Raw genomic sequence first — 26,340 nt, 5'->3', positions numbered from 1 at the left:
ACCAGCGCCCTCGGGGCACCATGGCAGGGAGGAAAGGAGCCGTTGATGGCCCTGTTCAAGAAGCGCACGGTCGGCAAACCGGGCGAATGGTACTACTGCCTGGAGCACAAGAAGGTCGAGGAGGGCCCGGAGTGCCCTGCCCAGAACCGGTTCGGCCCCTACACCTCCCGCGAGGCGGCCCAGCACGCGATGGACACGGCCCGCGACCGCAACCTGGAGTGGGACACAGACCCGAAGTGGCACGACGAGGACAAGGGCCCCTCAAGCCCGTCCGGGGGCAAACCCAGCCCGTCCGGCGATTGAGGACGTCTTTCAGCCCCTCCGGCGCTTGAGGAGCGGGGTGCGGGGCGGAGCCCCGGGTCACCCCTCCGCCCGGGCCTCCCGCCTCCGCACCGCGTCCTCATCCGTCTCCGAGTCGTACCGCACCAGCTTCGGCAGCGCCGCCGTCAGCAGCACCACCGACGCCACGCACGCCACCCCGCCCGTCCAGATCGCCGACCGGGTCCCGGTCCACCCCGCCATCGCCCCGGCCCGCACCTGCCCCAGCTGCGGCCCCACGCTGTACGAGAGCACCTCGATGCCCGCCAGCCGCCCCCGCAGCTCCTCCGGAATGGTCTGGTTCCAGATGGTGGAGCGCCCCAGCCCGCTCAGCATGTCGCCCGCCCCCGCCACACCCAGGCAGACCAGCACCACCCACACGCTGGAGAACCAGCCCGCCGCCGCGATCGCCAGCCCCCACACCGCCGCCCCGAACACCACGAACAGCCCGTGCCTGCGCACCCGGGAGGTCCAGCCGCTGGTCAGCCCCAGCGCCAGCGAGCCCACCGAGCCCGCCGCGTACATCAGCCCCAGCGACCACTCCGCGTCCAGCTCGTCCGCCAGGAACGGGAAGATGGTGTTCGGGAAGGCGAAGAACATCGCCGCCAGGTCGATCGCGTACGTCCCCAGCAGCACCGGCCGGCTCCAGGCGTACCGCGCCCCCTCCACGATCCCGCGCAACGACGGCTTCGCCGCGTCCCGGGACGGCGGCGCGGGGGAGAGCCGCAGGCAGAGCAGCACGGAGGCGGCGAACGTGCACACCGTCACCGCGTACGCCGTCCCGTGACCGGCGTACGCCACCACCAGACCGGCCAGCGCCGGGCCCGCGATCGCCCCGATCTGCCAGCGCAGCGAGTTCAGGGCGGCCGCCGCCGTCTGCTGCTGGTGCGGCACGATCCGGGCCATCAGGGAGTCCAGCGCGGGCCGCTGGAGCCCGGCCAGGGCGGCGACCCCGCCCGCCACCACGTACAGCGGCCACAGCAGCGGCTCCGGGAGCAGCGCGTTCACCAGCAGGATCGCGGCGAGCACGCCGAGCCCCGCCTCGGTGAGCAGGATGACCCGCCGCCGGTCCACGGCATCGGCGAGCGCCCCGCCGTACAGCCCGAACACCACCAGCGGCACCAGCTCCACCGCCCCCATCGCCCCGACCGCGAGCGGCGAGCCGGTGAGGTGCTTGATCTGGAGCGGCAGCGCGATGAGCGCCATGAAGCTGCCGAAGTACGTGATCAGCCCCTGGATCCACAGCAGCCGGAAGTCGGGCGAGGAACGCCACGGCGAGAGGTCCGGCAGCAGGGCGCGGAACCGCGACGGGGGAGACGGGGGAGGGGAGGCAGGGGGAGCTTCGGTCACGAAGGGCCATGATCGGTACTCGGGGGCGCTCCGGGCAAACCGATTTCCCCGTCGGCCGTACGGTGGGGGAGTCCGGGCCGTACGGAGGGCGGAATCGGGCCGTGCGGTCGGCGGGATCGGGTCGTACGGTCGGCGGGATCGGGCCATGCGGTGGGCGGGATCGGGCCTCCGGGGGCGGGATTCCGGGCCCTACCTGGCAGTAGGGTCGGCCCATGACTACACAGGACAGCGGCAGCGCGCCCAAGCCCCCCGCCAAGGACCCCTGGGACCTCCCCGACGTCTCCGCCCTGAGCGTCGGCGTACTCGGCGGGACCGGCCCGCAGGGGCGCGGCCTCGCCTACCGGCTCGCCCGCGCCGGACAGCGGGTCACCCTCGGCTCCCGGGACGCCGGACGCGCCGCCGAGGCGGCCGCCGAGCTCGGCCACGGCGTCGAGGGCACGGACAACGCGGAGTGCGCCCGGCGCAGCGACATCGTGATCGTCGCCGTGCCGTGGGACGGCCACGCCAAGACCCTGGAATCCCTGCGCGAGGAGCTGGCGGGCAAGCTCGTCATCGACTGCGTCAACCCGCTCGGCTTCGACAAGAAGGGCGCCTACGCCCTCAAGCCGGAGGAGGGCAGCGCCGCCGAGCAGGCCGCCGCCCTGCTGCCGGACTCCCGGGTCACCGCCGCCTTCCACCACCTCTCGGCGGTGCTGCTCCAGGACGAGTCCATCGAGGAGATCGACACCGACGTCCTGGTCCTGGGCGAGGCGCGGGCCGACACGGACATCGTGCAGGCGCTGGCGGGCCGTATCCCCGGGATGCGCGGCATCTTCGCGGGCCGGCTGCGCAACGCCCACCAGGTCGAGTCGCTGGTGGCGAACCTGATCTCCGTCAACCGCCGCTACAAGGTCCACGCCGGACTGCGCACCACCGACGTCTGACCTCCGGCGCCCCGCCTCGGGCTCCGGCGCCCCGCCTCCGGCCCGGGCCAGAGGCGGGGCACAACGGGGCATGGGGGACACTGGACGGGACCGCGACCGTTCCCCGACAGGAGCCGCCCCCCATGCCCCGCCTCGCTCTCTACGCCCTCGTCGTCTGCGTCCTCGCCGCCACGGCGGCCGTGGTCTCCTTCGTCCAGGGCAGCCTGCTCGGGATCATCTGGGTGCTGATCGCGGGGCTCTCGTCGAACATGGTGTGGTTCTACGTGCGCAAGCAGCGCATGGAGGCGGCCGCCGAGGCCAGCTGAACCCTCCCCGCACCCCCCTTCCCCGCACCCCTTCTCCGCGCCCCCTCCCGGCGCCCCCGCCACGGGCCCTGAGCCGTTCGGGTCGAGGGCCCTGCCTCGCGGGCGCGCCCCGGAGCCCGGACGCCGCCCGGGGCCGACCATGTGACGGCCTCGCCACGGCCGTGGCCGGGCCGACGAGGGAGGACCGCGTGGCAGACGCGAGGGACGACGGGTACGGATCCGGATCGACCGCACGGACGGGTGACGGGGACCGGGGCATCCTGGGGGAGGTGCGCGACGCCGTCACCACCCGGGCCGCGCTCGTCATGCTCGGGGTGCTCCTGCTCCAACTGGGCTTCGCGCTCTCCTACATGGGCGCCTTCCACGCGCCGAAGCCGCACCAGGTCCCGATCACCCTGGTCGCCCCGCCCGCCGTCGAGAGCGACCTGGTGGCCCGCCTCGACGCGCTCCCCGGCGACCCCCTCCACGTCACCCCCGTCGCGACCCGCGCCGAGGCGCGGGCGCGGCTGCTGGACCGGCGCACCGACGCCGCCCTCGTCGTGGACCCGGCGACCCGCACCGACACCCTGCTCGTCGCCTCGGCGGGCGGCCCGTCGGCCACCACGGCGGCCACGGAGATCCTCCAGGAGGTCGCCCGCGCCCAGAACCGCACGATCCTCGTCCGCGACCTCCGCGCGCCCTCGGCAGGCGACTCGCGGGGCCTGTCGTCCTTCTACCTGGTCCTCAGCTGGACCATCGGCGGCTACCTCGCCGCTTCCGCCCTCAACATGGCGGCCGGTTCCAAGAAGCCCACCCTGAGCCGCACCCTGGTCCGGCTGACGGCGATGCTCCCGTACGGACTCGTCTCGGGCATCGGCGGCGCGATCATCGTGGGCCCGGTGCTGGACTGCCTGCCGGGCGCCTTCTGGGAGCTGGTCGGCATCGGCACCCTGGTGGTCTTCGCCTCCGGCGCCGTGGGGGTCGCCCTCCAGTCGGTGGCGGGGACGGTCGGCCTGGGCCTCACCATCCTGATCTTCACGATCCTGGGCAACCCCAGCTCCGGCGGGGTGTACCCGTCCTCGCTGCTGCCACCGTTCTGGAGCGCGATCGGCCAGGCGCTGCCTCCGGGGGCCGGTACGACGGTGGTCCGCAACACCGTCTACTTCGACGGCAACGCCACCGCCGGCGCCCTGTGGATCCTGGGCGCCTGGGCGTTCGGCGGGGTCGTCGTGGCGATCCTCGCCGCCGCCCTGCGCGACGGGCGGCGACGAGGCCCCCGCCCGGAGCCGGAGCCCGTGACCGCCCCGGTGTGAGGACGGCGCGCGGTCACCCCACCGCGCACCCCGGGTTCTGCTCGTCGAAGAACGCCTTCCAGAAGCGGTAGAGGTCGTACCCGCAGTACCGCTGGAGGTCGTCGACGCCCAGGACGCCCAGCAGCGCGTCGATCACGTCGAAGAACGCGATGTTCACCGCCGGGATCCACAGGATCGCGAACACGGCGATGAGCCCGAACGGCGCGATCGGTTCGACCTGGCGCCTGATCTTGTACGAGAGCCAGGGCTCGATCACGCCGTAGCCGTCAAGACCCGGGATCGGCAGGGAGTTCAGGATGGCCGCCGTCACCTGGAGCATCGCCAGGAACGCCAGCGCGTACTGGAAGGCGAGCGGGACGCCGTCGAGCGCGTCCAGCCAGAACGGGGCCGTACACACGATGGCGAACGCCACGTTCGTCAGCGGGCCCGCCGCGGAGATCAGGCTGTGCTTCCACCGCCCGTGGATCCGGGCCCGCTCGATGTAGACGGCGCCGCCGGGCAGGCCGATCCCGCCCATGACGACGAAGAGGACCGGCAGCACGATGCTGAGCAGGGCATGGGTGTACTTCAGCGGGTTGAGCGTCAGATAGCCCTTCGCCCCCACCGAGAGGTCCCCGCTGTGCAGGGCGGTGCGGGCGTGGGCGTACTCGTGGAGGCAGAGCGAGACGATCCACGCCCCGGTGACGAAGAGGAACACCGCGAAGCTGGTGGCCCCCGCGAAGCCGGCCCACACGGCCCAGCCCGCGACGGCGGTGACGGCGGCGATCCCGAGGAAGACCGGGCTGATCCTCCGGTCCCCGCGGGTGGCTGCGGTGGTCATCGGCACAACTCCTGGGACTGTGGGACGGGGGAAACGGCGGCGACGACAGGGAGAAGCGGCGGCGACATCGTACGTACGCCGACACGGCGGGAACGACGGCGACCCCGGCAGGAGTTCCACCCGGTCAACACCGTGGCCGCGTCCGTCGCGGACAATGGGCCCGTGCGCTACTGCATCCTCGGCACCACCCGGGCACTCCGCGACGACGGTACGGCCGTCGCCCTCGGCGGGGCGCGGCTGCGCGCCCTGCTCACCGTCCTCGCCCTGCACCCGGGTCGGACCGTCCCGGCCGGGGTCCTGGTGGGCGAGGTGTGGGACGGCGACCCGCCCGCCGACGCGGCCGGTGCGCTCCAGGCGCTGGTCGGGCGGTTGCGGCGGGCGCTGGGACGGAGTGCCGTCGAGTCGGTGGAGAGCGGCTACCGGCTGGCCGCCGAGCCGGACGCCGTGGACCTGCACCGGTTCGAGCGGCTGGCGGGGGAGGGGAGCCGGGCCCTGGAGCAGGGCGACCCGGTCGAAGCCGTCACCGTCCTCGACGAGGCCCTGGCGCTCTGGGACGGGCCGCCGCTCGACGACCTGCCCGACCGTGCGGCGCCCGCCTCCCGCCTGGAGTCCCGCAGGCTCGGCGCCCGGCGGGCCCGGCTGGAGGCGCTGCGCGTCCTCGGGCGGGCGGACGAGGCCCTGTGGGAGCTGGCCGCGCTCTGCGCCGCCCACCCGCTCGACGAACCGCTCCAGGCCCTGCGCATCAGGGCCCTGCGGGACGCCGGACGGACGGCCGAGGCGCTGGCGGCGTACGAGGAGGTCCGCACCGTGCTCTCCGACCGCCTCGGCACCGACCCCGGGCCCGAACTGCGCGGCCTGTACGCCGAGCTCCTCCACCAGGGACCGGCCGCGCCCGCTCCCCAGGAGCCGCCCGCCGCCTCGAAGCCCCCGCCCGCCCCCGGCAACCTCCGCGCCCGGCTCACCAGCTTCGTCGGCCGGGACGGCGACATCGCGGCCCTGCGCGAGGACCTCACCCACGCCCGGCTCGTCACCCTCCTCGGCCCCGGCGGCGCGGGCAAGACCCGGCTGTCGCAGGAGACCGCCGAGGCCGTCGCCGACGCCTGGCCCGACGGCGTCTGGCTGGCGGAGCTGGCCCCCGTCGACGACCCGGACGCCGTGCCCGAGGCCGTCCTCAGCGCCCTCGGCGCCCGGGAGACCGTGCTGCGGGGGGCCGGCGCCGAGGAGCTGCGGGCCGTCGACCGCACCGGCGACGACCCCCTCGTACGCCTCACCGAGCACTGCGCCCCGCGCCGGATGCTGCTCCTCCTGGACAACTGCGAGCACGTCGTCGGGGCGGCGGCCGCCCTCACCGACCACCTGCTCACCCACTGCCCGCAGCTCACCGTCCTGGCGACCAGCCGCGAACCCCTCGGCGTACCGGGCGAGTTCGTCCGCCCCGTCGACCCGCTGCCCGACCCGATGGCGCTGCGCCTGCTCGCCGAGCGCGGGGCGGCGGCCCGGCCCGGGTTCCGTACCGACACCGACGAGGAGACCGCGGCCGCCTGCGCCGAGATCTGCCGCCGGCTGGACGGGCTGCCGCTCGCCATCGAACTGGCCGCCGCCCGGCTGCGGATGCTCACCCCGCGCCAGATCGCCGACCGGCTGGACGACCGCTTCCGCCTCCTCACCAACGGCAGCCGGACCGTGCTGCCCCGCCAGCAGACGCTGCGCGCGGTCGTCGACTGGTCCTGGGAGCTGCTGGACGAAGGAGAACGGGCCGTCCTGCGCCGCCTGGCCGCCTTCGCCGGCGGCTGTTCCCTCGCCGCCGCCGAGGAGGTCTGCGCCCTGCCCGGCCAGGGCGGGACCGCCGCCGTGGACTCCCTGGACGTCGCGGGGCTGCTCGGCTCCCTGGTCGACAAGTCGCTCGTCGTCGCCGCGCCCGGCGATGACGGGGAGATGCGCTACCGGCTGCTGGAGACGGTCGGGGAGTACGCCGCCGAGCGTCTCGACGAGGCCGCCGAGCGGGAGGCGGTGGCCCGCCGCCACCTGGTCCACTTCCGCGAGCTGGCCCGTATCACCGGCCCGAAGATGCGCGGCGCCGGACAGCGGGCCGCCATCGCGGTCTTCCAGCGCGAGTACGAGAACCTGCGCACCGCGTTCCGCCACGCCGTCGCCGTACGGGACGAGCACGAGGCGTTGTGCATGGTGCTGTCGATGTCCTGGTACTGGATGCTGCGCGACCTGCGCGCGGACGCCCGCCAGTGGGGCGAGGCCGCCTCCTCGCTCGGCCCCGACCCGTTCGCCGCGCCCGGTGTCCGGGCCCCCTCCCTGCTGGAGCGGGCCACCGACCGGCCGCCGCCGATGGACGACGAACAGCTCGCGGAGGCGCGGCGCGGGGTGGGGCTGATCCAGCTGGCCGGTGTGGACAACGCGATCAGCGAATGGTCGACCCCCGAGGGCAAGGAGCGCCTGAGGATCATCGCCGAGACCTACCGCCCCGGGCAGCCGCAGACCTGTCGCATGCCCGGAACGCTGTGGATGTTCGCGATCCTGCTCGGCGGCGACATGGACCGGGTCTACGAGCTGCTGGACGCGACGGTCGAGACCTGCCGGACGCTCGGGTACGAGTGGGAGCTCGGCTCGGCCCTCCACACCCGCGCCAACTTCCGGGCCAACGACCCCGCGCGGGTGGGCGAGGCACGCGCCGACGCCGACGAGAGCCTGGAGATCTACACCCGGCTCGGCGACGACTGGGGCGCGGCCGAAGCGCTCTCCTCGCGCGGCGAGACCGACGAGCGGGCCGGCGACTTCGCCGCGGCGCTGAAGGACTACGGGGCGGCCGTGGAGTACGCGCAGAAGATCGGCGCCCAGAGCCAGGTGGCGCTGTTGCGCGCCCGGTACGCCGGGGCGCTCATCGAACTCGGCCGCCTCCCGGAGGCCGAGGCCATCCTGCGCGACATCACCGGGAACAGGCGGCAGTCGGGCCACGAGGCCACCCCGATGGCCCGGATGCACCTGGGATACGTCCTCGGGCTCCAGGGGCGGGTGGACGAGGCCCGCAGGGAGACGAACCTGGTCCACGAGGACTTCAGGTCGCGCGATGTCGCCATCTTCGGCGGGTTCGTCTACGGCGTGCTGGCCTGGCTCGACAACCTAGACGGCGCGTACGCCTCCGCCCTGGACAACGCGCTGACCGCGCTGGACAGTTCGCGGGACCGGCTGTCGATGATGGTGGCCCCGCAGCTGCCGTCGTCCCATCTGACGGCCGCCGCCCGCGCGCTCGCCGGACTCGACGCCCCCGGGGCCGCCGAAGCCGGAGCCCGGCTGCTGGCGCTCCAGGCGGCCCTCCTGCCGAAGGGGCATGTGCCGAGCATGATGGAGCGCCGCAACCTGGCCCAGGCCGAGGAGGCCGTCCGGGCGCGGCTCGACGACGCGGTGTTCACGGCGGCGTACGAGCAGGGCGGCGGCCTCACCCTGGATGAGGCCACCGCCCTGGTGGAGACGTACCGGCGGCGTCCGGCGGAGTGACTACCGGGCGCTCAGGCCTTCTTGCGGAACTTGGACACCGCCAGCGGAGCCATCACCAGGGTGATGCCCGCGGCCCACGCCAGCGTCGTCCAGACGGAGCCGGCGACCGGGCCGCCCATCATCAGGCCCCGCACCGCGTCCGCCAGGTTGGACAGCGGGTTGTAGTCGGTGAAGGTCTGGAGCCAGCCCGGCATGGTCTGCGGCGGCGCGAAGATGGACGAGCCGAACTGCAGCGGCATCAGCACCAGCATCCCCATCCCCTGGACCGCCTGGGCCGTCTTCATGGACAGCCCGAGCACGATGAAGATCCACATGATGGCGGCGCCGAACACCGCCGCCAGCGCGACGGCCTCCAGCAGCCCGAGCACGGACGTCCCCAGCGTCATACCGAGGGCGAAACCCATCGCGAGCAGGATGGCGATGGCGACCATCATCCGGCCCAGCTCGACCACGATCTTGGCGATGAGGACCGAGGAGCGGGCGATCGGCATCGTCCGGAACCGGTCCATGACCCCCTTGCGGAAGTCGTCGTTGACCCCGGTGCCGACGGCCATGGCGATGTTCATGCCCATCATCGCCATCAGCCCCGGCACCAGGTAGTTCAGGTAGTCCTGCCGGTCACCGCCGAGGCTGCCGCCGACCGAGCCGCCGAAGACGTACACGAACAGCAGCGTGAAGATGATCGGCATCAGGAGGACGTCGAACATCGACTCCGGGTCCTTCTTGATCTGGAGCAGATTGCGCCGGACCAGGGCCCCGATGTGCCGGAGGTTGGCCCGCAGCCCGATCCGGCCCTCGTCGGCCACCGCCGCCTTCGTCGGTACGGGGCCCACGGGTGCGGGGGTCAGGGTGGTGGTGCTCATGCGGCGACCTCCTGGGGAGCGGCGTCGGTGAGGGGGGCGGCCTTGTCGCCGGTGATCGCGAGGAACACCTCGTCCAGGCTGGGCAGGGCGGTGGAGACATGGGCGAGGGAGAAGCCCCGGGCACCCAGCAGCCCGATGACGGCGGTCAGCTGCTCGTCGCTGAGGATGGGCACGTACAGCAGCCCCTCGTCCGGTACGGCCTGCGCCCCGGCGACGCCGTCGAGTCCGGCCTCCCGGATCGCCTGGGCCATCGCGGACAGCTCCGCCGGGTCCGAGGGCCTCAGGTGCAGGGTGCGGCCGCCGACCTTGGCCTTCAGCTCGTCGACCCCGCCCCGGGCGATGATCTTCCCCTGGTCGATGACCGTCAGCTCCTTGGCGAGCTGCTCGGCCTCCTCCATGTACTGGGTGGTCAGCAGGACGGTCGCGCCCTCGGCGACCATCCGCTGGACCTCGTCCCAGACCTCGTTACGGGTCCGGGGGTCGAGCCCGGTCGTCGGCTCGTCCAGGTACAGCACGGACGGGCTGCCGATCATCGAGGCGGCCAGGTCGAGGCGGCGGCGCATCCCGCCGCTGTACTCCATGCAGGCCCGCTTGGCGGCCTCGGTGAGCGAGAACCGCTCAAGCAGCTCGTCCGCCCGGGCCCGGGCCTGCTTGCGGGGCAGATCGAGGAGCCGCCCGATCATGTAGAGGTTCTCCCAGCCGGAGAGCTTCTCGTCGACCGAGGCGTACTGCCCGGTCAGGCCTATCCGGCGGCGCAGCTGGCGGGGCTGGCGCACCACGTCGTAGCCCGCGACGACCGCGTGTCCGGCGTCGGGGGTGATCAGCGTGGAGAGGCAGCGTACGAGGGTGGTCTTGCCGGCGCCGTTGGGGCCGAGCACACCGAGGACGGTGCCTTCGCGGACGTCGAGGTCCACGCCGTCCAGTGCCTTGGTCGCGCCGTAGTGCTTGACCAGTCCCCGTACCTCGACGGCGTTCGTGCCGCTCCTGGGGTTCGTGTCGATGCGTTCCATGTCCACCATGGGACCAGCGCCGACCGACAGCTCACCGACAGGCGACCGATACGTGCTCCGCACGTGCGACAGCCCGCCGATGGGGGATGTCGGCGGGCTGTCGGTGGTGCGGGAAATGGCTGATGGGGCCCCGGGGACCGGGGTCAGCGGAAGGTGCGGGCCCCGGAGGGCCGGCGCATCAGTGGAAGGTGTGCTCCGGCGCGGGGAACGTACCGCCCACGACCTCCTCGGCGAACTCCTTCGCCGCGTCCCCGAGCACCTGGCGCAGGTTCGCGTACTGCTTGGTGAAGCGAGGCACCTTGCCGCCGGTCAGCCCGACCATGTCGGTGTAGACGAGCACCTGCGCGTCGGTCCCGGCACCGGCGCCGATGCCGATGGTCGGGATGTGGAGCGTCCGGGTGACCTGGGTGGCCAGCTCCTCGGGCACCAGCTCCAGCACGACGGCGAACGCGCCCGCGTCCTGGACCGCCTTGGCGTCGCGCAGCAGCCGGTGGGCCGCCTCGTCGCCGCGGCCCTGCACCCGGTAGCCCATGGCGTTGACGGACTGCGGGGTCAGGCCGATGTGGGCCATGACCGGGATGCCCGCCTCGACCAGCAGCCGGATCTGCTCCAGGGACCGCTCGCCGCCCTCCAGCTTGACCGCGCCGACGCCCGACTCCTTGATCAGCCGGGTGGCGTTGCGCAGCGCCTGGACGGGGCCTTCCTGGTACGAGCCGAAGGGCAGGTCGGCCACGACGAGGGCGCGCTTGGTGCCGCGTACGACGGCGGCGGAGAGGATGGCGATCTCGTCCATCGTGACGGGCACGGTGGTCTCGTAGCCGAGGTGCACATTGCCCATCGAGTCCCCGACGAGCATGACCGGGATACCCGCCTCGTCGAAGACGGACGCGGTCATCGCGTCGTAGGCGGTGAGCATGGGCCACTTCTCGCCGCGCTCGGTGGCGGCGGCGATGTCGTGGATCGTGATGCGGCGGGTGGACTTCCCTCCGTACAGCGCCTTGCTGCTGTCGGGGGCGGAAGCGGTGGTTCCCGCGGGGGAGGACTGGTTCTGTGCAGCCGAAAGTGACATGGCTGGTGAACTCCTTCGTCATCTCGAGGCGCCCTGACGGCGTCCCCGGATCCCTTCCATGGTGGCATCCCGCCCGGGCAAACGGGAAGTGGGTGCGCACGACGCCGGCCGGCCGGCTCCCGTTGGGCAAAGTTTTTACAATACGAGACGGTATCGTATCGAAACGGAGTTAGGCTCGTCCCCATGCCCGCACCGTCACCTTCCGCCTCCGCGCACGCTCCGGCCCCCGGGTCCCGCATACCCGAGGCGATCCACCACCGCCGCTGGTGGATCCTCACCGTCCTCATGTTCAGCCTGCTCATCGTGGTGCTGGACAACTCGATCCTGAACGTCGCGGTCAAGACGATCGCCAGCCCCGCCCCCACCGGCATCGGCGCCACCCAGAGCGAGCTGGAGTGGGCGATCAACTCCTACACGCTCGTCTTCGCCGGTCTCCTCTTCACCGCGGGCCTGCTCGGCGACCGCATCGGCCGCAAGAAGGTCCTCCTCTTCGGCATCCTGGTCTTCGGCATCGGCTCCGCTCTGGCCGCCCTGTCCGCCTCGCCCGGCGAGCTCATCACCTGGCGTGCCCTGATGGGCTTCGGCGCGGCCTTCGTGATGCCCGCCACCCTCGCCGTCCTGATGAACGTCTTCGAGCGCGACGAACAGCCCAAGGCCATCGGCATCTGGGCGGGCAGCGTCGGCCTCGGCATCGCGATCGGCCCGATCACCGGCGGGTTGCTGCTGGAGCACTTCTGGTGGGGCTCGATCTTCCTGGTGAACGTCCCCGTGGTGATCCTGGCGCTGGTCGCCATGGCCATCCTGGTCCCCGACTCCCGCGACCCGAAGCCCGGCAAGGTCGACCCGGTGGGCGTCGCGCTCTCCATCGTCGGCCTGGTCCTGCTGGTGTACGGGATCATCCGGGGCGGCGAGCTCGCCGACTTCACCGACACCACCGTGCTGCTCTCCATCGTCGGCGGACTGCTGGTGCTGGCCGGATTCGTGTGGCACGAGAAGCGCAGCAGCCACCCGGCGATCGACATCACGTACTTCCGGAAGCCCGCGTTCTCCGCCGCCGTCGCCGCCATAGCGCTGGTCTTCTTCGCGCTCATGGGTGTGACGTTCTTCTCCGCCTTCTACCTCCAGAGCGTGCGCGGTTACAGCGCCCTCCAGTCGGGCCTGCTGATCGTTCCGCTCGCCGCCGCCCAGATGATCTTCGCGCCCCGGGCCCGGCTGGTCGTGGACCGCTTCGGCGCCCGCGCGGTCTGCACGGTCGGCATGCTGCTGGTCGCCGCAGGACTGGCGTCGTTCGCCCTGTTCGGCACCGGTACGCCGGTGTGGGTGCTGTGCCTCGTCTTCTTCGTCCAGGGCACCGGGATGGCGCACATCATGCCGCCCGTCACCGTGGCCGTGATGCAGGCGCTGCCCCGCGAGAAGGCCGGTTCCGGATCGGCCATCAACAACACCTTCCGCCAGGTCGGCGGAGCGCTCGGGATCGCGGTCCTCGGCTCGGTCCTCTCCACCGTCTACCGGGGTGACATCGAGGGCCACCTCGGCGCGGTCCCGGCCGGGGCCAGGGCGGTGGCGGGCGAGTCCATCGAGGCCACGCTCGGCGTCGCCGAGAAGCTCGGCCCGGTGGCCGGAAAGCCGCTGGTCGCCGCCGCCCACGACGCCTTCATCAGCGCCATGCACGTGACCGCGCTCGGCTCGGCGGCCGTCGCCCTCATCGGCGCCCTCGTCGTCGGCCTGTACCTGCCGGGACGGGCCCGCGCGGGCACCGGGGAGCCGGTGGACCAGGCGCCCCGGCCCGCGGAGGAGCCGGTGGGCCGCTGACGGTACGGAGGGCCGTGGCAGGCCCGCCCCGCCCCGTCGGCGAGAATCGGGGCGGGACGGGCCGTACGGCGACGGTCGTACGGCGGCACGGCGAGAGGCGGCTTCAGGTGCGGGACCAGGACGACGGCGAGCAGCGCGACCGCGTCATGCGGGGCGACGGGACACCCGCCGCCCCCGCCCCCGATCCCGACGCAGCCCCCGGCCCCGACCCTGCCCCCGGCCCCGAGCCCCGCCGCGGCCGCCCCCGCTCCGCCGCGGCCGAACGGGCGATCCTGGACGCCGTCATCGCCCTCCTGGAGGCGGGCGAACCCCTGGCCGGCCTCTCCATCGAACGCATCGCGCGTACGGCAGGCGTGGGCAAGGCGACGATCTACCGCCGCTGGACGGGAAAGGAGGAGCTCTTCGTCGACGTCGTACGGGACATGGAACCCGTCGACCCGCCCGTCTCCGGCACCGAGGGCCTCGCCGACCTGCGGATCATGCTGGAATCCCTGCGCACCCGGGGCCTCGCCCAGCGCTCCTCGGTGCTGCTGCACAACATCTTCGCCCAGATGAAGAGCCACCCGAAGCTCTGGGACGAGTACTTCGGCACGGTGATCGCCCCCCGCCGCGCCGCGATACTCGCGGCGGTCCGCCGGGCCGTCGCCGCCGGAGAACTGCGCGACGACCTCGACGTGGAGCTGATGGACGACCTCTTCGTGGGCGCGGTGCTCGTCCGTACCGTCCACCGCCCCGACGCACCCCTCCCCGACGACCTCGTCGACCGCATCATCACGACGCTGCTCCAAGGGCTGGCCCCGGCGGCCGGGCGAGTGTGATCGTTCTGTCACAAGGCCCCACCGGCCGGGCCCGAACCGGAACCTCCCGTCCCGTTCGGCTCGTCCTGTTGACGGAGAGCCGCCGTCGACAGAGGGAGTCGACAGAGGGACGTCGACAGAGAGACGTCGACGGAGGGAAAGACGCCACCCATCACCTAGGGTCGAGGGGCGCGGCGATGTGTAGGGCAAGGCAGTGAGGACGAGCGCGATGGTGCAGGCGTACGGGGCGGACACGGGCAACGGCAGCGCGGAGCGGCCGCAGCCCGACGAATCCCGCTTCCGGAGCCTCCTGAAGAGAGCGGCCCGGGACCGGGGAATCTGGCGGCGCGGGATCGTGCTGGCCCTCTGCTCGGTGGTGCTGACCCTCGTGATGGTCGTCCACGCGCAGATCCCCAACCGGGTGGGCAACCTCGGCAGCCTCATCGAGACGTTCCTGCCGTGGATAGCGCTGTTCATCCCCCTCCTGCTGCTCCTGGCCCTGCTGCGGCGCTCCGCCACCGCGCTGATCGCCCTGCTGCTCCCGGCGGTGGTCTGGCTCAACATGTTCGGCGGCCTGATCACCGACAAGTCCGGCACCGGCGGCGACCTGACCGTGGCCACCCACAACGTCAACGCGGGCAACCCCGACCCGGCGGGCACCGCCCAGCAGGTCGCGGGCTCCGGCGCCGACGTGGTGGCCCTCCAGGAGCTGCCGGGCGGGCAGGTGTCCACGTACGAGAAGTCGCTGGCCGCCCGCTACCCGTACCACTCGGTCCAGGGCACCGTCGGGCTGTGGAGCAAGTACCCGCTCAGCGACACCCGGCCGGTCGACATCAAGATGGGCTGGACCCGGGCCATGCGCTCCACGGTCAAGGCCCCGCAGGGCGAGGTCGCGGTGTACGTGGCCCACCTGCCGTCGGTCCGGGTGAAGCTGCACGCGGGCTTCACCGCCAACCAGCGCGACAACAGCGCCGACGCCCTCGGCGAGGCCATCGCCGACGAACCCGTCGAGCGCGTCGTCCTGCTCGGCGACCTCAACGGCACGATGAACGACCGCTCCCTGAACGCGGTCACCTCCCAGATGCGCTCCACCCAGGGCGCGGCGGGCGACGGCTTCGGCTTCAGCTGGCCCGCGTCGTTCCCGATGGCCCGGATCGACCAGATCATGGTGAAGGGCGTGGAGCCGAAATCCTCGTGGACCCTGGCGGCCACGGACAGCGACCACCTGCCGATAGCGGCACGCGTGGAGCTGTGACAACGATCAGGCAACCGCCCGTTCACCTCGCGGCATAAATCATCTGCGACAATTTGTTCCAGTCGCATACATAAGCGAAGACTGAGCCGTCGCCCCGGTGCGGACACCGGGCGACGGCTCTTCGTTCTGCCCCGCCCCCCGCCCCGAGATTGTGAAGGCTCCCCATGCCCCTGGCCCTGCTCGCCCTGGCCGTGAGCGCCTTCGGCATAGGCACGACCGAGTTCGTCATGATGGGCCTGCTGCCCAACGTGGCGAACGACCTCGGAACCTCCGTGCCGACCGCCGGCTACCTCGTATCGGCGTACGCGATCGGGGTCGTCCTCGGCGCACCCCTGCTCACCGGCCTCGGCTCCCGCGTCCCGCGCAAGAAGATGCTGCTGCTCCTGATGGCGCTGTTCACCATCGGCAACCTGGCCTCGGCACTCGCCCCCGACTTCGGCTGGCTGCTCGCGGGCCGCGTCCTCGCCGGACTCCCGCACGGCGCGTTCTTCGGCGTCGGCGCGGTCGTCGCCGCCCGGCTGGTCGCCGAGGGCCGCCAGGCGCGGGCGGTGGCGACGATGTTCCTCGGCCTGACGGTCGCCAACATCGTCGGCGTACCCGCCGCGACCCTGCTCGGCCAGCACCTCGGCTGGCGCGCCACCTTCCTGGTGGTCGCGGCGATCGGCCTGGCGGCGATGGCGGCCCTGGCCCGCCTGGTGCCCCGCATCCCGGTCGAGGCCCACCAGGACGTACGCCGCGAACTCCGCGCCCTCGGTAACCGCCAGGTGCTCCTCGGCCTGCTCACCGCGGTCTTCGGCTTCGCCGGGGTCTTCGCGGTCTACTCGTATCTCTCGGCCATGACCACGAAGGCGATGGGCTTCGGCGAGTCCTCGGTCACCATCGTCCTGGCCCTCTTCGGCATCGGCATGACCCTGGGCGCCCTGGCGGCGGGCCCCCTCACGGACCGCGCCCTGCGCCCGACCCTGTACGGCTCGCTCGGCGCGCTGGCGGTGGTGCTGGTGGCGTTCCCGTTCACGGTGCACGTGCAGTGGGCGGCGCTGGTGATGGTGGTGCTGCTGGGCGGCGTCGGGTTCACGACGACGACCCCGCTCCAGATGCTGGTCATGAACAAGGCGAAGGACGCCCCGACCCTGGCCTCCGCCTCCAACCACTCGGCCTTCAACCTGGCCAACGCGGGCGGCGCCTGGCTGGGCGGCGTGGCGATCGCAGCGGGCTGGGGCTGGACGTCCCCGGCGTTCGTGGGCGCGGTCCTGGCGGTGCTGGGCCTGGCGATAGCGGCAACGGCGGGCTACCTGGACCACACCAAGCCCGTCCGGCGTTTGAGGACGGAACCGGTGTGCGGGGGTGGCCGGGCACCTGCGAGCGGGGCCGCACATCCGGCCCGTCCGGCGGTTGAGGACGGAACCGTTCGGCCGGACGGGCCAGGCACCCGCGACCGGGCCGCCACATCAAGCCCGTCCGGCGTTTGAGGACGAAGGCGGCCACCGGACGCACCCGGTGACCGCCACCCCCGCCGAATCGACCCGCTAGGACGACTCCCGCCACCGGTTCGTGATCGGCAACCGCCGGTCCTTCCCGAACCCCTTCGGCGAGATCTTCGTCCCCGGCGGATACTGCCGCCGCTTGTACTCCGCCGTATCCACCATCCGCAACGTCTTCGCCACCAGCTCCGCATCGAACCCGGCCGCCACGATGGCATCCATCCCCTGATCCCGGTCCACGTACAGCTCAAGCAGCGCGTCGAGCACGTCGTAGTCCGGCAGCGAGTCCGTGTCCACCTGCCCCGGCCGCAGCTCCGCGCTCGGCGGCTTGGTGATCGAGGCCTCGGGGATCGGCGGGGTCTGCCCCCGCTCCTCCGCCGCCCGGTTGCGCCACTTCGCCAGCCGGAACACCGACGACTTGTACACGTCCTTGATCGGCCCGTACGCGCCCACCGCGTCCCCGTACAGCGTGGAGTAACCGACCGCCAGCTCCGACTTGTTGCCGGGCGCCAGCACGATCTGCCCCTCCTGGTTGGAGATGCCCATCAGCGTCGTCCCGCGCAGCCGCGCCTGGAGGTTCTCCTCCGCGAGCCCGGTGAGCCCCAGCGCCTCCATGTAGGCGTCGAACATCGGCGCGATCGACACCGTACGGAAGTTGAGCCCGGTCCGCCGCGCCAGCTCGGCGGCGTCCCCCTTGGAGTGGTCCGAGGAGTACTTGGACGGCATGGACACGCCGTACACGTTCTCCGCCCCGAGCGCATCGCACGCGATGGCCGCGCAGAGCGCCGAGTCGATCCCGCCGGAGAGCCCGAGCAGCACACTGCTGAAACCGTTCTTCGCAGCGTACGCACGGAGCCCCACGACCAACGCCGAGTAGATCTCCTCGTCGTCGTCCAGCCGCTCCGCGTACCCGCCCGTGAGCTCCGGCTCGTACGCGTCCACGGGCCGGTCCGACAGCACCACATGGTCGATCCGCAGCCCGTCGTCCACCACACCCGAGGGCGCCACGGTGGCCGCCGCCGGCAGCTCCAGATCGAGGATCACGCTGCCCTCGGAGAACTGCGGGGCGCGGGCGATGACCTCGCCCTCCTTGTCGACGACGATCGAGTCCCCGTCGAAGACCAGCTCGTCCTGCCCGCCGATCATCGCGAGGTACGCGGTGGTGCAGCCGGCCTCCTGGGCCCGCTTGCGGACCAGGTCGAGCCGGGTGTCGTCCTTGTCCCGCTCGTACGGCGAGGCGTTGATCGACAGCAGCAGCCCGGCCCCGGCGGACCGGGCGGCCGGGACGCGCCCGCCGTCCTGCCAGAGGTCCTCGCAGATCGCGAGGGCGACATCGATGCCGTGGACGCGTACGACGGGCATCGAGTCGCCCGGCACGAAGTACCGGAACTCGTCGAACACCCCGTAGTTCGGCAGGTGGTGCTTGGCGAAGTTGAGCGCGATCCCGCCGCGGTGCAGCACGGCCGCCGCGTTGCGCGGGGACCCGGCGGGCTGCCCGTACCGCGCGGCGGCGTGCTCGGAGCGGTCCAGGTAGCCGACGACGACCGGCAGCTCGCCGAAGCCCTCCGCGTCGAGCCGGGCGGCCAGCGCACGCAGCGCCTCCCGCGAGGCCTCGACGAAGGACGACCGCAGCGCCAGGTCCTCGACGGGGTATCCGGTCAGCACCATCTCGGGGAACGCCACGAGGTGGGCGCCCTGCTCGGCGGCGTGTCGGGTCCAGTGGACGATCGCCTCGGAGTTACCGGCGAGGTCGCCGACGGTCGAGTCGATCTGATTCAGTGCGAGGCGTAGTTGAGGCACGTCCGCCAGTGTAATCGTCTTTCTGACGCGATGTCCTGGTGGCCCGGGCAAAATCTGCCCGGGCCACCAGGAACCGCAGGTCAGCCCCGGTACCCCAGGACCGTCATCATCCCCGCCTCCGCGTGGTAGACGTTGTGGCAGTGGACCATCCACAGCCCCGGGTTGTCGGCGTCGAACTCCACGGTCAGCGACCGGTGCGGCAGGACGATCGCGGTGTCCTTACGGGCCCCGGCGGCGTTCCCGCCCAGTGCGAACGTGTGCCCGTGCAGATGCAGCGGATGCCACATGGCCGTCCCGTTGTCGAAGACGACCCGCACCCGCTCGCCCGCCTCCACGGGCCGCCGCTGCTTCGCGTCGTACGGCTGCCCGTCGAAGGCCCAGTCGTAGTCCGCCATTCCCCCGGTGAGCCGCATCCGAATGGTCCGGTCCGGCGCCCGCTCGGTGAGGGCCACCGACGGATCCGGCACCAGCCGCCCCGCCTCGACGAGCTTCCCGTCCAGCTCCTTGGGCCGTACGGAGACGCCGGGCGCGGCACCGCTCCTGGTCCGCAGCACGGCGAGGGCGGCCGCGTCCTTCCCCTCCGCCAGGGCGACGAGCGGGAAGACCCCGTCCCCGGCGGTGACGAGGACGTCGTACCGCTCGCCCATCCCCAGCAGCAGCGCGTCCCCCTCGGCATGCCGGACGGGGAAGCCGTCGGTGTGGGTGACGGTCAGCCGGTGCCCGCCGAGCGCGACGCGGAAGGCGGTGTCGCCGCCGGCGTTGATGATCCGCAGCCGGATCCGGTCACCGGCCCGCGCGCGGAACGTCTCCGGATCGTCGGCCACCCGCCCGTTGACGAGGTAGTACGGATAGGCGACATCACCGGCGTCCCCGCCGAGCAGCGCACTGCGGGCACCCATCATCATCCGCGAGGGCGAGCCGCCGTCCGGATCCTCCGCTTCCGATGCCTCGACCCCCGACATGGTGTGCGCGCCATGATCCATCCCGCCACCACCCATCCCCCCGGACAGCTCCTTGAGCACGGCGTCGGGCGTCGACCCATCCACCCCGTCGACCCAGTCGTCAAGGACGACGACCCACTCCTTGTCGTACGCCAACGGCTCCTTCGGGTCCTCCACGATCAGCGGCGCGTACAGCCCCCGGTCCTGCTGGACGCCGGAGTGCGGGTGGAACCAGTACGTCCCCGGGTGCGGCACCGCGAACCGGTACCGGAAGTCGCCTCCCGGTGCGATGGCCCGCTGGGTGAGCCCAGGGACGCCGTCCATGTCGTTGCGCAGGGCGAGCCCGTGCCAGTGCATCGAGGTGGGCTGGGGGAGGTGGTTCGCCAGGGTCAGATCGAGGGTCTCCCCGGCGGTCACCCGCACCTCACGGCCGGGCAGCCGGTCCCCGTACGCCCAGGAGGCGACGGTGGTGCCACCGCCCAGATCGAGCCGGGTGCGGGTGGCGGTGAGGGAGACCTTGCGTACGGGACCGGAGCCGCGCGCCTTCTCGGCCGCCGCGACCTCCTTGCCGCCGGGGGAGACGTACGTACCGGAGTCCTGGGCGCCGCCGGGGGCGTGGGCCCCGCCGTGGCCGCCGCCGTCGGAACAGGCGGCGAGGACTCCCGTACCGGCGACGGTGAGAGCGGCGCCGAGCACGGCGCGTCGGGTGGGTCGGTGCATGGGCATGCTGAAGACACCTCTGGAGTGCTGTGGTTCGGGTGAAGGGGCGGAGGTGAGACGCCCACTCCTAAATACGCAGCACCGAAACGCTGGCGAGGACCGATATCGAGGGCGGCGGATTCGGCCGCAGTGCGTGCCGAAGCCCCGCACCCACCGGCGTACCGAGAGGCCTCCTGTCCGCGCGCAGCCCGAGCAACAGCCAGGCACCGACGAGGGCGAGCCCCCAGGCGCCGAGGACGGCGAGGCAGACGGAGAGCGGATCCATGCCGCTCATGGGGGAGTGTTCGGGTGAGGGGTGCGAGGGATGCGCGGCATCGGGGGTGGCTTCACTCACGGCCACGACCGCGGGCGCCGAAGGCGAGGAGGGGGCATGCTCAGCCGGATGCCCGACGGTATGCATGGTGACGATGCCGAAGAGCAGCGCGGCGAGCAGCAGGAGCTGCCCGCACACCACGCCCCCGCCCCCGCTCCGGACTCCGCCGACCGTGCTCACCATGTCGCCACCCTACCCCCGGTGGGTATACGAACGAACAGTGGCCCGGCGCCCCTGCGGGCACCGGGCCACTCGAAGACACGGGCCTCTCAGCTGCGCGAATACACCTTCTCCGCCCAGGCCGCGATCTGCTCCTCCGTGAGGTGCTGCGCGAGATCGGCCTCACTGATCATGCCGACGAGCTTCTTGTTCTCGACGACGGGAAGCCGGCGGATGCGGTGGTTCTGCATCTCCTCCAGGACCGCGTTCACATCGGCGTCCGCCTCGATCCAGCGGGGTGTGCCCTGGGCGAGGTCGCCCGCGGTCACCTTCGACGGGTCGTGGCCCTTGGCCACACAGCCGACGACGATGTCCCGGTCGGTGATGATGCCGACCATCCGGTCCGAGTCGCCGTTGGCGGAGACGGGCAGCGCGCCCACGTTGTGCTCACGCATCAGCTGCGCCGCACGGTCGAGGGTCTCGTGGGCGGGGATCCAGCGGGCCCCGCTGTGCATGATGTCTTTAGCGGTCGTCATGGGGGATTTCCTCCTGCGTGCCGATGGCACTGCCGTACGGCCCCGAGCGCAACCCATCGTCATCGGCACGCCCGGCCCGCGCGACCGCAATCACCCGTTCGGGTGCGCTGATACGGGGGCGAGGACTGACGGGGACCGGCTCAGGTACGGGGCTTCGCCCCACGTGCGGCCAGCATGTCGCGCATGAGCCCCAGCTCGGACTGCTGCCCTTCGACCATGCCCCGGGCGAGCCGCTGCTCCACCGGTACGGCACACAGCGACGCGCACGCCCCGGCCATGGAGACGCCGCCCTTGTGATGATCGGTCATCAACTGGAGGAAGAAGACCTCGGCCTCCTCCCCACGCAGCGCCCCGAGCCGCTTGAGCTCGTCCTTGGTGGCCATCCCCGGCATGGCCCCGGCGCCACTGCCGCCCCCATGCCCGGCCGCATGACCACCGTGCCCGTCCTCACCCCCCATCCACGCCATGGGACCGGCTCCATCCGGGGCGACCTTGGGCAGCTCCCACAGATCGAGCCAGCCGAGGAACATGCCGCGCTGGTTGGCCTGGGTGTTGGCGATGTCGTAGGCGAGACGGCGTACGTCCTCGTCGTCCGTACGGTCGCGGACGATGAAGGACATCTCTACGGCCTGCTGGTGGTGGACGGCCATGTCCCGGGCGAACCCGGCATCGGCGGAATCGACGGCGGGAACACCGCTCTCCCCGCCCCCACGCGCCGAGGCGAAGGCGGCGACCCCGGCGAGGACCAGGACGAGGACGACAACACCCCCGGCGACCCACCGCACACGACGCGTCCGCCTCCGCCCCTCGCTGTCGGCTGTCACTGAGGCACCGTGGGCAGCCCGCCGGTGCAGGGGGCGCCGGGCTCGGGGGTCTGCGGCCCCTGTACGTACTGCGCGAGGAACTGGTCCACGCGCCGGTCGTCGGCGCTGTCCACGGTGACCTGCTTGCCCCAGGCGCTGAGCGTGATGGCGCCTTCCTGGTCCGCGTACGGGCTCATGAGGGTGAACGGGGTGCTCCGGACCCGCTCGGCGAGCTTGGCCACATCCCCCTCGGCGGCTTTGGCGCTGTACGTGACCCAGACCGCGCCGTGCTCCAGGGAGTGCACCGCGTTGACGTTGGGGACGGCCTTTTCGTATACGTCGCCGTCGCAGTTGAGCCAGGACGGATGGTGGTCGCCGCCGACGGGAGGGGTCATCGGATAATCGACGTCCCCGGCGGAGTGATTGCGTCCGAGCTCGGCGGCGTCCCAGGACTTGAGCCCGGCGATGGCCCCACCGGTATCGCCGCTGTCTCCGCCGGACGGCTTGTCGTCCTGCCCGGCGGAACCGCTGCTCCGGTTCTCCTTGGCCTCGGACGTCTCCAGCACCATGTACGTACCGAAGACGGCCAGACCGGCCACGACGGCGGCGCTGAGCCCTATGGCGATGGCCCGGTTACGGGTGGAGCGGGCACCGCCGGAGGGCTGCTGGGGCGGGGTGGCGTACAGGGGATCGCCGGGGCCGAAACTCATGGCGTCGAGTCCTTCTGCGAAGAGTCGGGAGGGGTGGGGGCCGGTCCGGTGACCGGCGCGCACGGGCGGGCGGGAGAGCCGCCGCGGCCCCCGTACGCCACGGTCGCCGATCGTAGTGGGTGGCCGAGTGCTCTCTCTCACACCGTGTGCGTAATCTGGGGGAAATCCCGGGTCGCGATACTGAAGTGTCCCCCTACCCCGGGCGGTGGTGCACGGACCGTCTGAACTGCAAGGATGTGGCAATGGACAAGCAGCAGGAATTCGTCCTCAGGACCCTTGAGGAGCGCGACATCCGCTTCGTGCGGCTGTGGTTCACCGACGTCCTCGGGTTCCTCAAGTCCGTCGCCGTGGCCCCGGCCGAGCTGGAGCAGGCCTTCGACGAGGGCATCGGCTTCGACGGCTCGGCGATCGAGGGCTTCGCCCGGGTGTACGAATCGGACATGATCGCCAAGCCGGACCCGGGCACCTTCCAGATCCTGCCGTGGCGCGCGGAGGCCCCCGGGACCGCGCGGATGTTCTGCGACATCCTGATGCCGGACGGCTCCCCGTCCTTCGCGGACCCGCGCTACGTACTGAAGCGCATCCTCGCCAAGACGTCCGACCTCGGCTTCACGTTCTACACCCACCCAGAGATCGAGTTCTTCCTCCTGAAGAACAAGCCGGTCGACGGCACCCGCCCGACCCCGGCGGACAGCTCGGGCTACTTCGACCACACCCCGCAGAACGTCGGCATGGACTTCCGCCGCCAGGCGATCACCATGCTCGAATCGATGGGCATCTCGGTCGAGTTCAGCCACCACGAGGGCGCCCCCGGCCAGCAGGAGATCGACCTCCGCTACGCGGACGCGCTCTCCACGGCGGACAACATCATGACGTTCCGTCTGGTGATGAAGCAGGTGGCGCTGGAGCAGGGCGTGCAGGCCACGTTCATGCCGAAGCCGTTCTCGGAGTACCCGGGTTCGGGGATGCACACCCACCTCTCCCTCTTCGAGGGCGACCGCAACGCGTTCTACGAGTCGGGCGCGGAGTACCAGCTCTCCAAGGTGGGCCGCTCCTTCATCGCGGGCCTGCTGACGCACGCGGCGGAGATCTCGGCCGTCACCAACCAGTGGGTCAACTCCTACAAACGCATCTGGGGCGGCTCGTCCCGCGCGGCCGGTGCGGGCGGCGAGGCTCCCTCGTACATCTGCTGGGGCCACAACAACCGCTCGGCCCTGATCCGCGTCCCCATGTACAAGCCCGGCAAGACGGGTTCGGCCCGCGTGGAGGTCCGCTCCATCGACTCCGGCGCCAACCCGTACCTCACGTACGCGGTCCTGCTCGCCGCCGGCCTCAAGGGCATCGAGGAGGGCTACGAACTCCCGGCCGGCGCCGACGACGACGTCTGGGCCCTCTCCGACGCGGAACGCCGAGCAATGGGCATCGAACCGCTCCCGCAGAACCTGGGCGAGGCGATCTCCCTGATGGAGAAGAGCGAACTGGTCGCCGAAACGCTGGGCGAGCACGTCTTCGACTTCTTCCTCCGCAACAAGAAGCAGGAGTGGGAGGAGTACCGCAGCGAGGTCACGGCCTTCGAGCTGAAGAACTTGCTGCCGGTGCTGTAAGGCCTGTTCGACAGACGTAAGCCTGGATGCAAGGCCTCGGGCCGACCGTGCCCTTTGTGTGCCGGTCGGCCCGAAGCCGTTTCCGTCCTCGTGGGCCGTCCGGGGCCCGTGCTCGAAGGCGCCACCTAGGAGACATCCCGGTCGGCCCAGCAGTAGAGTTCATACGTGCGTTGATCTTTCCGGCGTCGGCCGAGTGCCGCCGCAGACGGACCGGGCGAGCCGCTGGCCGGCATGCCCGTCATGACACTCCCGGAGATCACGTAATGACTGCTCAGGCACCCATCGCCTATGACGCCTTCATCGACCTCGCCGCTGACGATTCAGCTGTCGTCGGTCTCGTTCTCAAGGGCTCCTAGGCCCACGAAGGCATGGCCACCCCACGCTCCGACCATGACCTGTACGTCGGCCTCGCCGACGGCGACCCGTCTCGACGCCGACGAAGCCTTCCAAGGGGCGGGGGAGTGGCTCGATGCCTACGCGAACTCCGTCTACCGCTCGATCAAGAACCACCGCGACGGACAAGCGCTCGCCGCTCGACTCGACGCCACCGCCGCCATCGGGTTCCTGCTGGAGTTGCTCTTCACCCTCGACCGCCGCCCCGCCCCTACAACAAGTACCTGGAATGGGAGCTCACCCGATTCCTCTGCCGGGCTGGGACACGGGCATGCTCCTCGACTGCCTGGACCGCATCTCAGGTACGGGCGACGTTCCCAACCGGCGCCGCCTCTTCGCCCGAACCGAGACAGCGGCCCGGAGCGCCGGACACGGCGCGGTGCTGGACGCATGGGGCGAGGACCTGCACCTGATGCGCCCGTAGGAAAGGCCTCCGCAGAGCTCCCTGCGGTGGCCGGAGCAGCGAACCCTCTGCCGACCTGTGCGCGATAATCGGAGCATGGCATCAGCTCTCGACATTTCCGGTCTCCGTCGCGCCAGGTTCGCCCGGCGGGTGCCCGCCACTCTGGGGGCGCTTGCCGGACCACGCCACGGGGTTGTATCGCTGCCTCTTCATCTGGCGTGGTCAGGACTGAGAGAGTTCGATCTCGAGCAGCCGCGGCTGCGGATGAGCTACTACCGCATCGTGCTTGCCGAGGGCATGCAGGACGACCTGGTCGAGTACCTCGATCGCGATCTGCTCCTCACCATGTGGCCCACCTTGCGGACGCTGATCAGCCGCGATATCCGTGACGTCTGGGAGAGCGCCTTCGACGAGTTGGCGATCAGGGCTCGGGCCGCTGCGTGAACCTCACCGATCTTCACCGGCGACTACTGTTCGACGTACTGGCCGTGGGCGGCGCCTATCCACTCGCGCTCACCGGTGGCTACGCCGTGCAAGCGCACGGACTGGTCGACCGGCTCAGCCAAGACCTTGACGTTGCCACCGAGAATCCCGACCCATGGAGGACATCGCCTCCACCGTACGGGTCGGGCTGGTGCAGCGTGGCTGGAAGGTCCGGGCGCTGGAGGCAGATCCGCTCTCTGCGCGGCTGATCGTCACCGATCCGGCTGACGGTGGGGAGTGCGAGGTGGACATCCTGAAGGAGACGCTATGGCGTCCGCCGGTACAGACCTCCCACGGTCTGGTGCTTTCGCTTGAGGATGTCGTCGGTACCAAGGTCCGTGCACTGGCCGATCGTGGGCTCGCGCGCGATCTGATCGATGTACGGGCCGCCGTCGACCGCTGGAGCCACGTCGAGCTGGAAGAGCTCGGGCGGCGGCACGCCCGCGACTCCTTCGATCTCGCCGAGCTCCAGGGGCGACTGGACGGAACCGACTGGATCGATGACGCCGAGTTCGCCGCGTACGGCCTCGGTGAGCAGGAGATTGCCGCACTGCGGTTGTGGGCGCAGGAGTGGTCTCATGACATTGCCGAACGGCTCCTGGAAGGGGAAGCGCCGGTCGAGGACTGAGTTCTGGTGGCGGCCGCATTGTCAGTGGGCGCTCGTATGCTCCCG

22 protein-coding genes and 2 pseudogenes are annotated in these 26,340 nt (G+C 71.7%); 13 read left to right on the top strand and 11 right to left on the bottom strand.

All coding sequences use genetic code 11. The features are described 5' to 3' along the window. Positions 1–45: 45 nt before the first annotated feature. A complete protein-coding gene (locus IF17_RS0110475; protein WP_030564450.1) occupies positions 46–303 on the top strand; it encodes a hypothetical protein in 258 nt (85 codons plus the stop codon). A gap of 57 nt (positions 304–360) precedes the next feature. Here IF17_RS0110475 and IF17_RS0110470 read toward each other — a convergent pair whose 3' ends face one another. Further along, positions 361–1,668, bottom strand: coding sequence for an MFS transporter (locus IF17_RS0110470; RefSeq protein ID WP_030564448.1), 1,308 nt, complete (start codon positions 1,666–1,668; stop codon positions 361–363). Positions 1,669–1,880: 212 nt separating this feature from the next. Between IF17_RS0110470 and npdG the strand changes: the two genes are divergently transcribed. The 3 genes from npdG (at position 1,881) to IF17_RS0110455 (ending at position 4,188) form a co-directional block, all read left to right on the top strand. After that, entirely contained in the window at positions 1,881–2,591 is a 711-nt protein-coding gene (npdG, locus tag IF17_RS0110465) for an NADPH-dependent F420 reductase (RefSeq protein WP_030564447.1), read from the top strand. 122 nt (positions 2,592–2,713) lie between these two features. Then, positions 2,714–2,896, top strand: coding sequence for a hypothetical protein (locus IF17_RS0110460; protein ID WP_030564445.1), 183 nt, complete (start codon positions 2,714–2,716; stop codon positions 2,894–2,896). Between the two features lie 188 nt (positions 2,897–3,084). Further along, positions 3,085–4,188: an ABC transporter permease gene (locus IF17_RS0110455; protein WP_030564443.1), complete on the top strand. Its 1,104-nt coding sequence runs from the start codon at positions 3,085–3,087 to the stop codon at positions 4,186–4,188. 13 nt (positions 4,189–4,201) lie between these two features. Here IF17_RS0110455 and IF17_RS0110450 read toward each other — a convergent pair whose 3' ends face one another. Next, complete coding sequence (locus tag IF17_RS0110450) at positions 4,202–5,008, bottom strand: site-2 protease family protein (protein ID WP_030564441.1); 807 nt, start codon at positions 5,006–5,008, stop codon at positions 4,202–4,204. Positions 5,009–5,170: 162 nt separating this feature from the next. Here IF17_RS0110450 and IF17_RS0110445 point away from each other — a divergent pair, with 162 nt between their 5' ends. Then, positions 5,171–8,515 (top strand): ATP-binding protein, encoded by a 3,345-nt coding sequence (locus IF17_RS0110445; protein ID WP_030564439.1) that lies wholly within the window; start codon positions 5,171–5,173, stop codon positions 8,513–8,515. An 11-nt stretch (positions 8,516–8,526) separates the two neighbouring features. Here the strand turns inward: IF17_RS0110445 and IF17_RS0110440 are convergent, their stop codons facing one another. The 3 genes from IF17_RS0110440 to panB all read right to left on the bottom strand — a co-directional run bounded on the left by IF17_RS0110440 (position 8,527) and on the right by panB (position 11,457). Then, positions 8,527–9,378, bottom strand: coding sequence for an ABC transporter permease (locus IF17_RS0110440; RefSeq protein WP_030564436.1), 852 nt, complete (start codon positions 9,376–9,378; stop codon positions 8,527–8,529). After that, positions 9,375–10,397 (bottom strand): ATP-binding cassette domain-containing protein, encoded by a 1,023-nt coding sequence (locus IF17_RS0110435; protein WP_030564434.1) that lies wholly within the window; start codon positions 10,395–10,397, stop codon positions 9,375–9,377. The genes IF17_RS0110440 and IF17_RS0110435 overlap by 4 nt, the downstream gene beginning before the upstream one ends. A 169-nt stretch (positions 10,398–10,566) precedes the next feature. Then, positions 10,567–11,457: a 3-methyl-2-oxobutanoate hydroxymethyltransferase gene (panB, locus tag IF17_RS0110430; protein ID WP_030564432.1), complete on the bottom strand. Its 891-nt coding sequence runs from the start codon at positions 11,455–11,457 to the stop codon at positions 10,567–10,569. Positions 11,458–11,640: 183 nt separating this feature from the next. Here panB and IF17_RS0110425 point away from each other — a divergent pair, with 183 nt between their 5' ends. From IF17_RS0110425 to IF17_RS0110410, 4 genes are all read left to right on the top strand, one after another. After that, positions 11,641–13,269: an MFS transporter gene (locus IF17_RS0110425; protein WP_030564430.1), complete on the top strand. Its 1,629-nt coding sequence runs from the start codon at positions 11,641–11,643 to the stop codon at positions 13,267–13,269. Positions 13,270–13,376: 107 nt separating this feature from the next. Further along, positions 13,377–14,087, top strand: a complete 711-nt coding sequence (locus IF17_RS0110420; protein WP_030564428.1) for a TetR/AcrR family transcriptional regulator — start codon at positions 13,377–13,379, stop codon at positions 14,085–14,087. Between the two features lie 208 nt (positions 14,088–14,295). Continuing rightward, positions 14,296–15,321: an endonuclease/exonuclease/phosphatase family protein gene (locus IF17_RS0110415; protein WP_030564426.1), complete on the top strand. Its 1,026-nt coding sequence runs from the start codon at positions 14,296–14,298 to the stop codon at positions 15,319–15,321. Between the two features lie 164 nt (positions 15,322–15,485). Beyond that, positions 15,486–16,790, top strand: coding sequence for an MFS transporter (locus tag IF17_RS0110410; protein ID WP_030564424.1), 1,305 nt, complete (start codon positions 15,486–15,488; stop codon positions 16,788–16,790). A gap of 57 nt (positions 16,791–16,847) precedes the next feature. Here IF17_RS0110410 and IF17_RS0110405 read toward each other — a convergent pair whose 3' ends face one another. From IF17_RS0110405 to IF17_RS0110380, 6 genes are all read right to left on the bottom strand, one after another. After that, positions 16,848–18,602: an NAD+ synthase gene (locus tag IF17_RS0110405; protein WP_030564422.1), complete on the bottom strand. Its 1,755-nt coding sequence runs from the start codon at positions 18,600–18,602 to the stop codon at positions 16,848–16,850. An 80-nt stretch (positions 18,603–18,682) separates the two neighbouring features. After that, positions 18,683–20,269: a multicopper oxidase family protein gene (locus tag IF17_RS0110400; protein WP_030564420.1), complete on the bottom strand. Its 1,587-nt coding sequence runs from the start codon at positions 20,267–20,269 to the stop codon at positions 18,683–18,685. 61 nt (positions 20,270–20,330) lie between these two features. Next, entirely contained in the window at positions 20,331–20,759 is a 429-nt protein-coding gene (locus tag IF17_RS0110395; RefSeq protein WP_051883944.1) for a DUF6153 family protein, read from the bottom strand. A gap of 86 nt (positions 20,760–20,845) precedes the next feature. Next, complete coding sequence (locus tag IF17_RS0110390) at positions 20,846–21,271, bottom strand: CBS domain-containing protein (RefSeq protein ID WP_030564417.1); 426 nt, start codon at positions 21,269–21,271, stop codon at positions 20,846–20,848. 140 nt (positions 21,272–21,411) lie between these two features. Beyond that, positions 21,412–22,095 carry a DUF305 domain-containing protein gene (locus IF17_RS0110385; protein ID WP_030564415.1) on the bottom strand — a complete coding sequence of 228 codons (684 nt, stop codon included), beginning with the start codon at positions 22,093–22,095 and terminating at the stop codon, positions 21,412–21,414. Then, positions 22,092–22,784, bottom strand: coding sequence for a thioredoxin-like domain-containing protein (locus tag IF17_RS0110380; protein ID WP_030564413.1), 693 nt, complete (start codon positions 22,782–22,784; stop codon positions 22,092–22,094). Before IF17_RS0110380 ends, IF17_RS0110385 begins: the two co-directional genes overlap by 4 nt. 242 nt (positions 22,785–23,026) lie before the next feature. On the opposite strand from IF17_RS0110380, the gene glnA reads away from it, so the two are divergent. From glnA to IF17_RS01000000136275, 4 genes and pseudogenes are all read left to right on the top strand, one after another. Further along, a complete protein-coding gene (gene glnA / locus IF17_RS0110375) occupies positions 23,027–24,388 on the top strand; it encodes a type I glutamate--ammonia ligase (protein WP_003969536.1) in 1,362 nt (453 codons plus the stop codon). A gap of 263 nt (positions 24,389–24,651) precedes the next feature. Next, positions 24,652–25,205, top strand: a pseudogene (locus IF17_RS01000000136280) (hypothetical protein). A gap of 75 nt (positions 25,206–25,280) precedes the next feature. Continuing rightward, a complete protein-coding gene (locus IF17_RS0110365; RefSeq protein ID WP_030564411.1) occupies positions 25,281–25,628 on the top strand; it encodes a hypothetical protein in 348 nt (115 codons plus the stop codon). Beyond that, positions 25,625–26,295 (top strand): annotated as a pseudogene (locus tag IF17_RS01000000136275) (nucleotidyl transferase AbiEii/AbiGii toxin family protein). Before IF17_RS0110365 ends, IF17_RS01000000136275 begins: the two are co-directional and overlap by 4 nt. The last annotated feature ends 45 nt before the right edge of the window (positions 26,296–26,340 follow it).

It is taken from the genome of Streptomyces cyaneofuscatus (assembly GCF_000718135.1).
Taxonomy (GTDB): domain Bacteria; phylum Actinomycetota; class Actinomycetes; order Streptomycetales; family Streptomycetaceae; genus Streptomyces; species Streptomyces cyaneofuscatus.
Note: the sequence above shows the minus strand (reverse complement) of the source record. Positions and strands in the feature narration are given on the sequence as shown.

What these genes read in the sequence shown, in the direction of transcription:
- IF17_RS0110400 (WP_030564420.1), bottom strand. Translation starts at nt 20,269, where the DNA reads ATGCCCATGCACCGACCCACCCGACGCGCCGTGCTCGGCGCCGCTCTC.
- IF17_RS0110410 (WP_030564424.1), top strand. Translation starts at nt 15,486, where the DNA reads ATGCCCCTGGCCCTGCTCGCCCTGGCCGTGAGCGCCTTCGGCATAGGC.
- glnA (WP_003969536.1), top strand. Translation starts at nt 23,027, where the DNA reads ATGGACAAGCAGCAGGAATTCGTCCTCAGGACCCTTGAGGAGCGCGAC.
- IF17_RS0110440 (WP_030564436.1), bottom strand. Translation starts at nt 9,378, where the DNA reads ATGAGCACCACCACCCTGACCCCCGCACCCGTGGGCCCCGTACCGACG.
- IF17_RS0110460 (WP_030564445.1), top strand. Translation starts at nt 2,714, where the DNA reads ATGCCCCGCCTCGCTCTCTACGCCCTCGTCGTCTGCGTCCTCGCCGCC.
- IF17_RS0110380 (WP_030564413.1), bottom strand. Translation starts at nt 22,784, where the DNA reads ATGAGTTTCGGCCCCGGCGATCCCCTGTACGCCACCCCGCCCCAGCAG.
- IF17_RS0110395 (WP_051883944.1), bottom strand. Translation starts at nt 20,759, where the DNA reads ATGGTGAGCACGGTCGGCGGAGTCCGGAGCGGGGGCGGGGGCGTGGTG.
- IF17_RS0110425 (WP_030564430.1), top strand. Translation starts at nt 11,641, where the DNA reads ATGCCCGCACCGTCACCTTCCGCCTCCGCGCACGCTCCGGCCCCCGGG.
- IF17_RS0110450 (WP_030564441.1), bottom strand. Translation starts at nt 5,008, where the DNA reads ATGACCACCGCAGCCACCCGCGGGGACCGGAGGATCAGCCCGGTCTTC.
- IF17_RS0110390 (WP_030564417.1), bottom strand. Translation starts at nt 21,271, where the DNA reads ATGACGACCGCTAAAGACATCATGCACAGCGGGGCCCGCTGGATCCCC.
- npdG (WP_030564447.1), top strand. Translation starts at nt 1,881, where the DNA reads ATGACTACACAGGACAGCGGCAGCGCGCCCAAGCCCCCCGCCAAGGAC.
- IF17_RS0110435 (WP_030564434.1), bottom strand. Translation starts at nt 10,397, where the DNA reads ATGGTGGACATGGAACGCATCGACACGAACCCCAGGAGCGGCACGAAC.
- IF17_RS0110365 (WP_030564411.1), top strand. Translation starts at nt 25,281, where the DNA reads ATGGCATCAGCTCTCGACATTTCCGGTCTCCGTCGCGCCAGGTTCGCC.
- IF17_RS0110415 (WP_030564426.1), top strand. Translation starts at nt 14,296, where the DNA reads ATGGTGCAGGCGTACGGGGCGGACACGGGCAACGGCAGCGCGGAGCGG.
- IF17_RS0110475 (WP_030564450.1), top strand. Translation starts at nt 46, where the DNA reads ATGGCCCTGTTCAAGAAGCGCACGGTCGGCAAACCGGGCGAATGGTAC.
- panB (WP_030564432.1), bottom strand. Translation starts at nt 11,457, where the DNA reads ATGTCACTTTCGGCTGCACAGAACCAGTCCTCCCCCGCGGGAACCACC.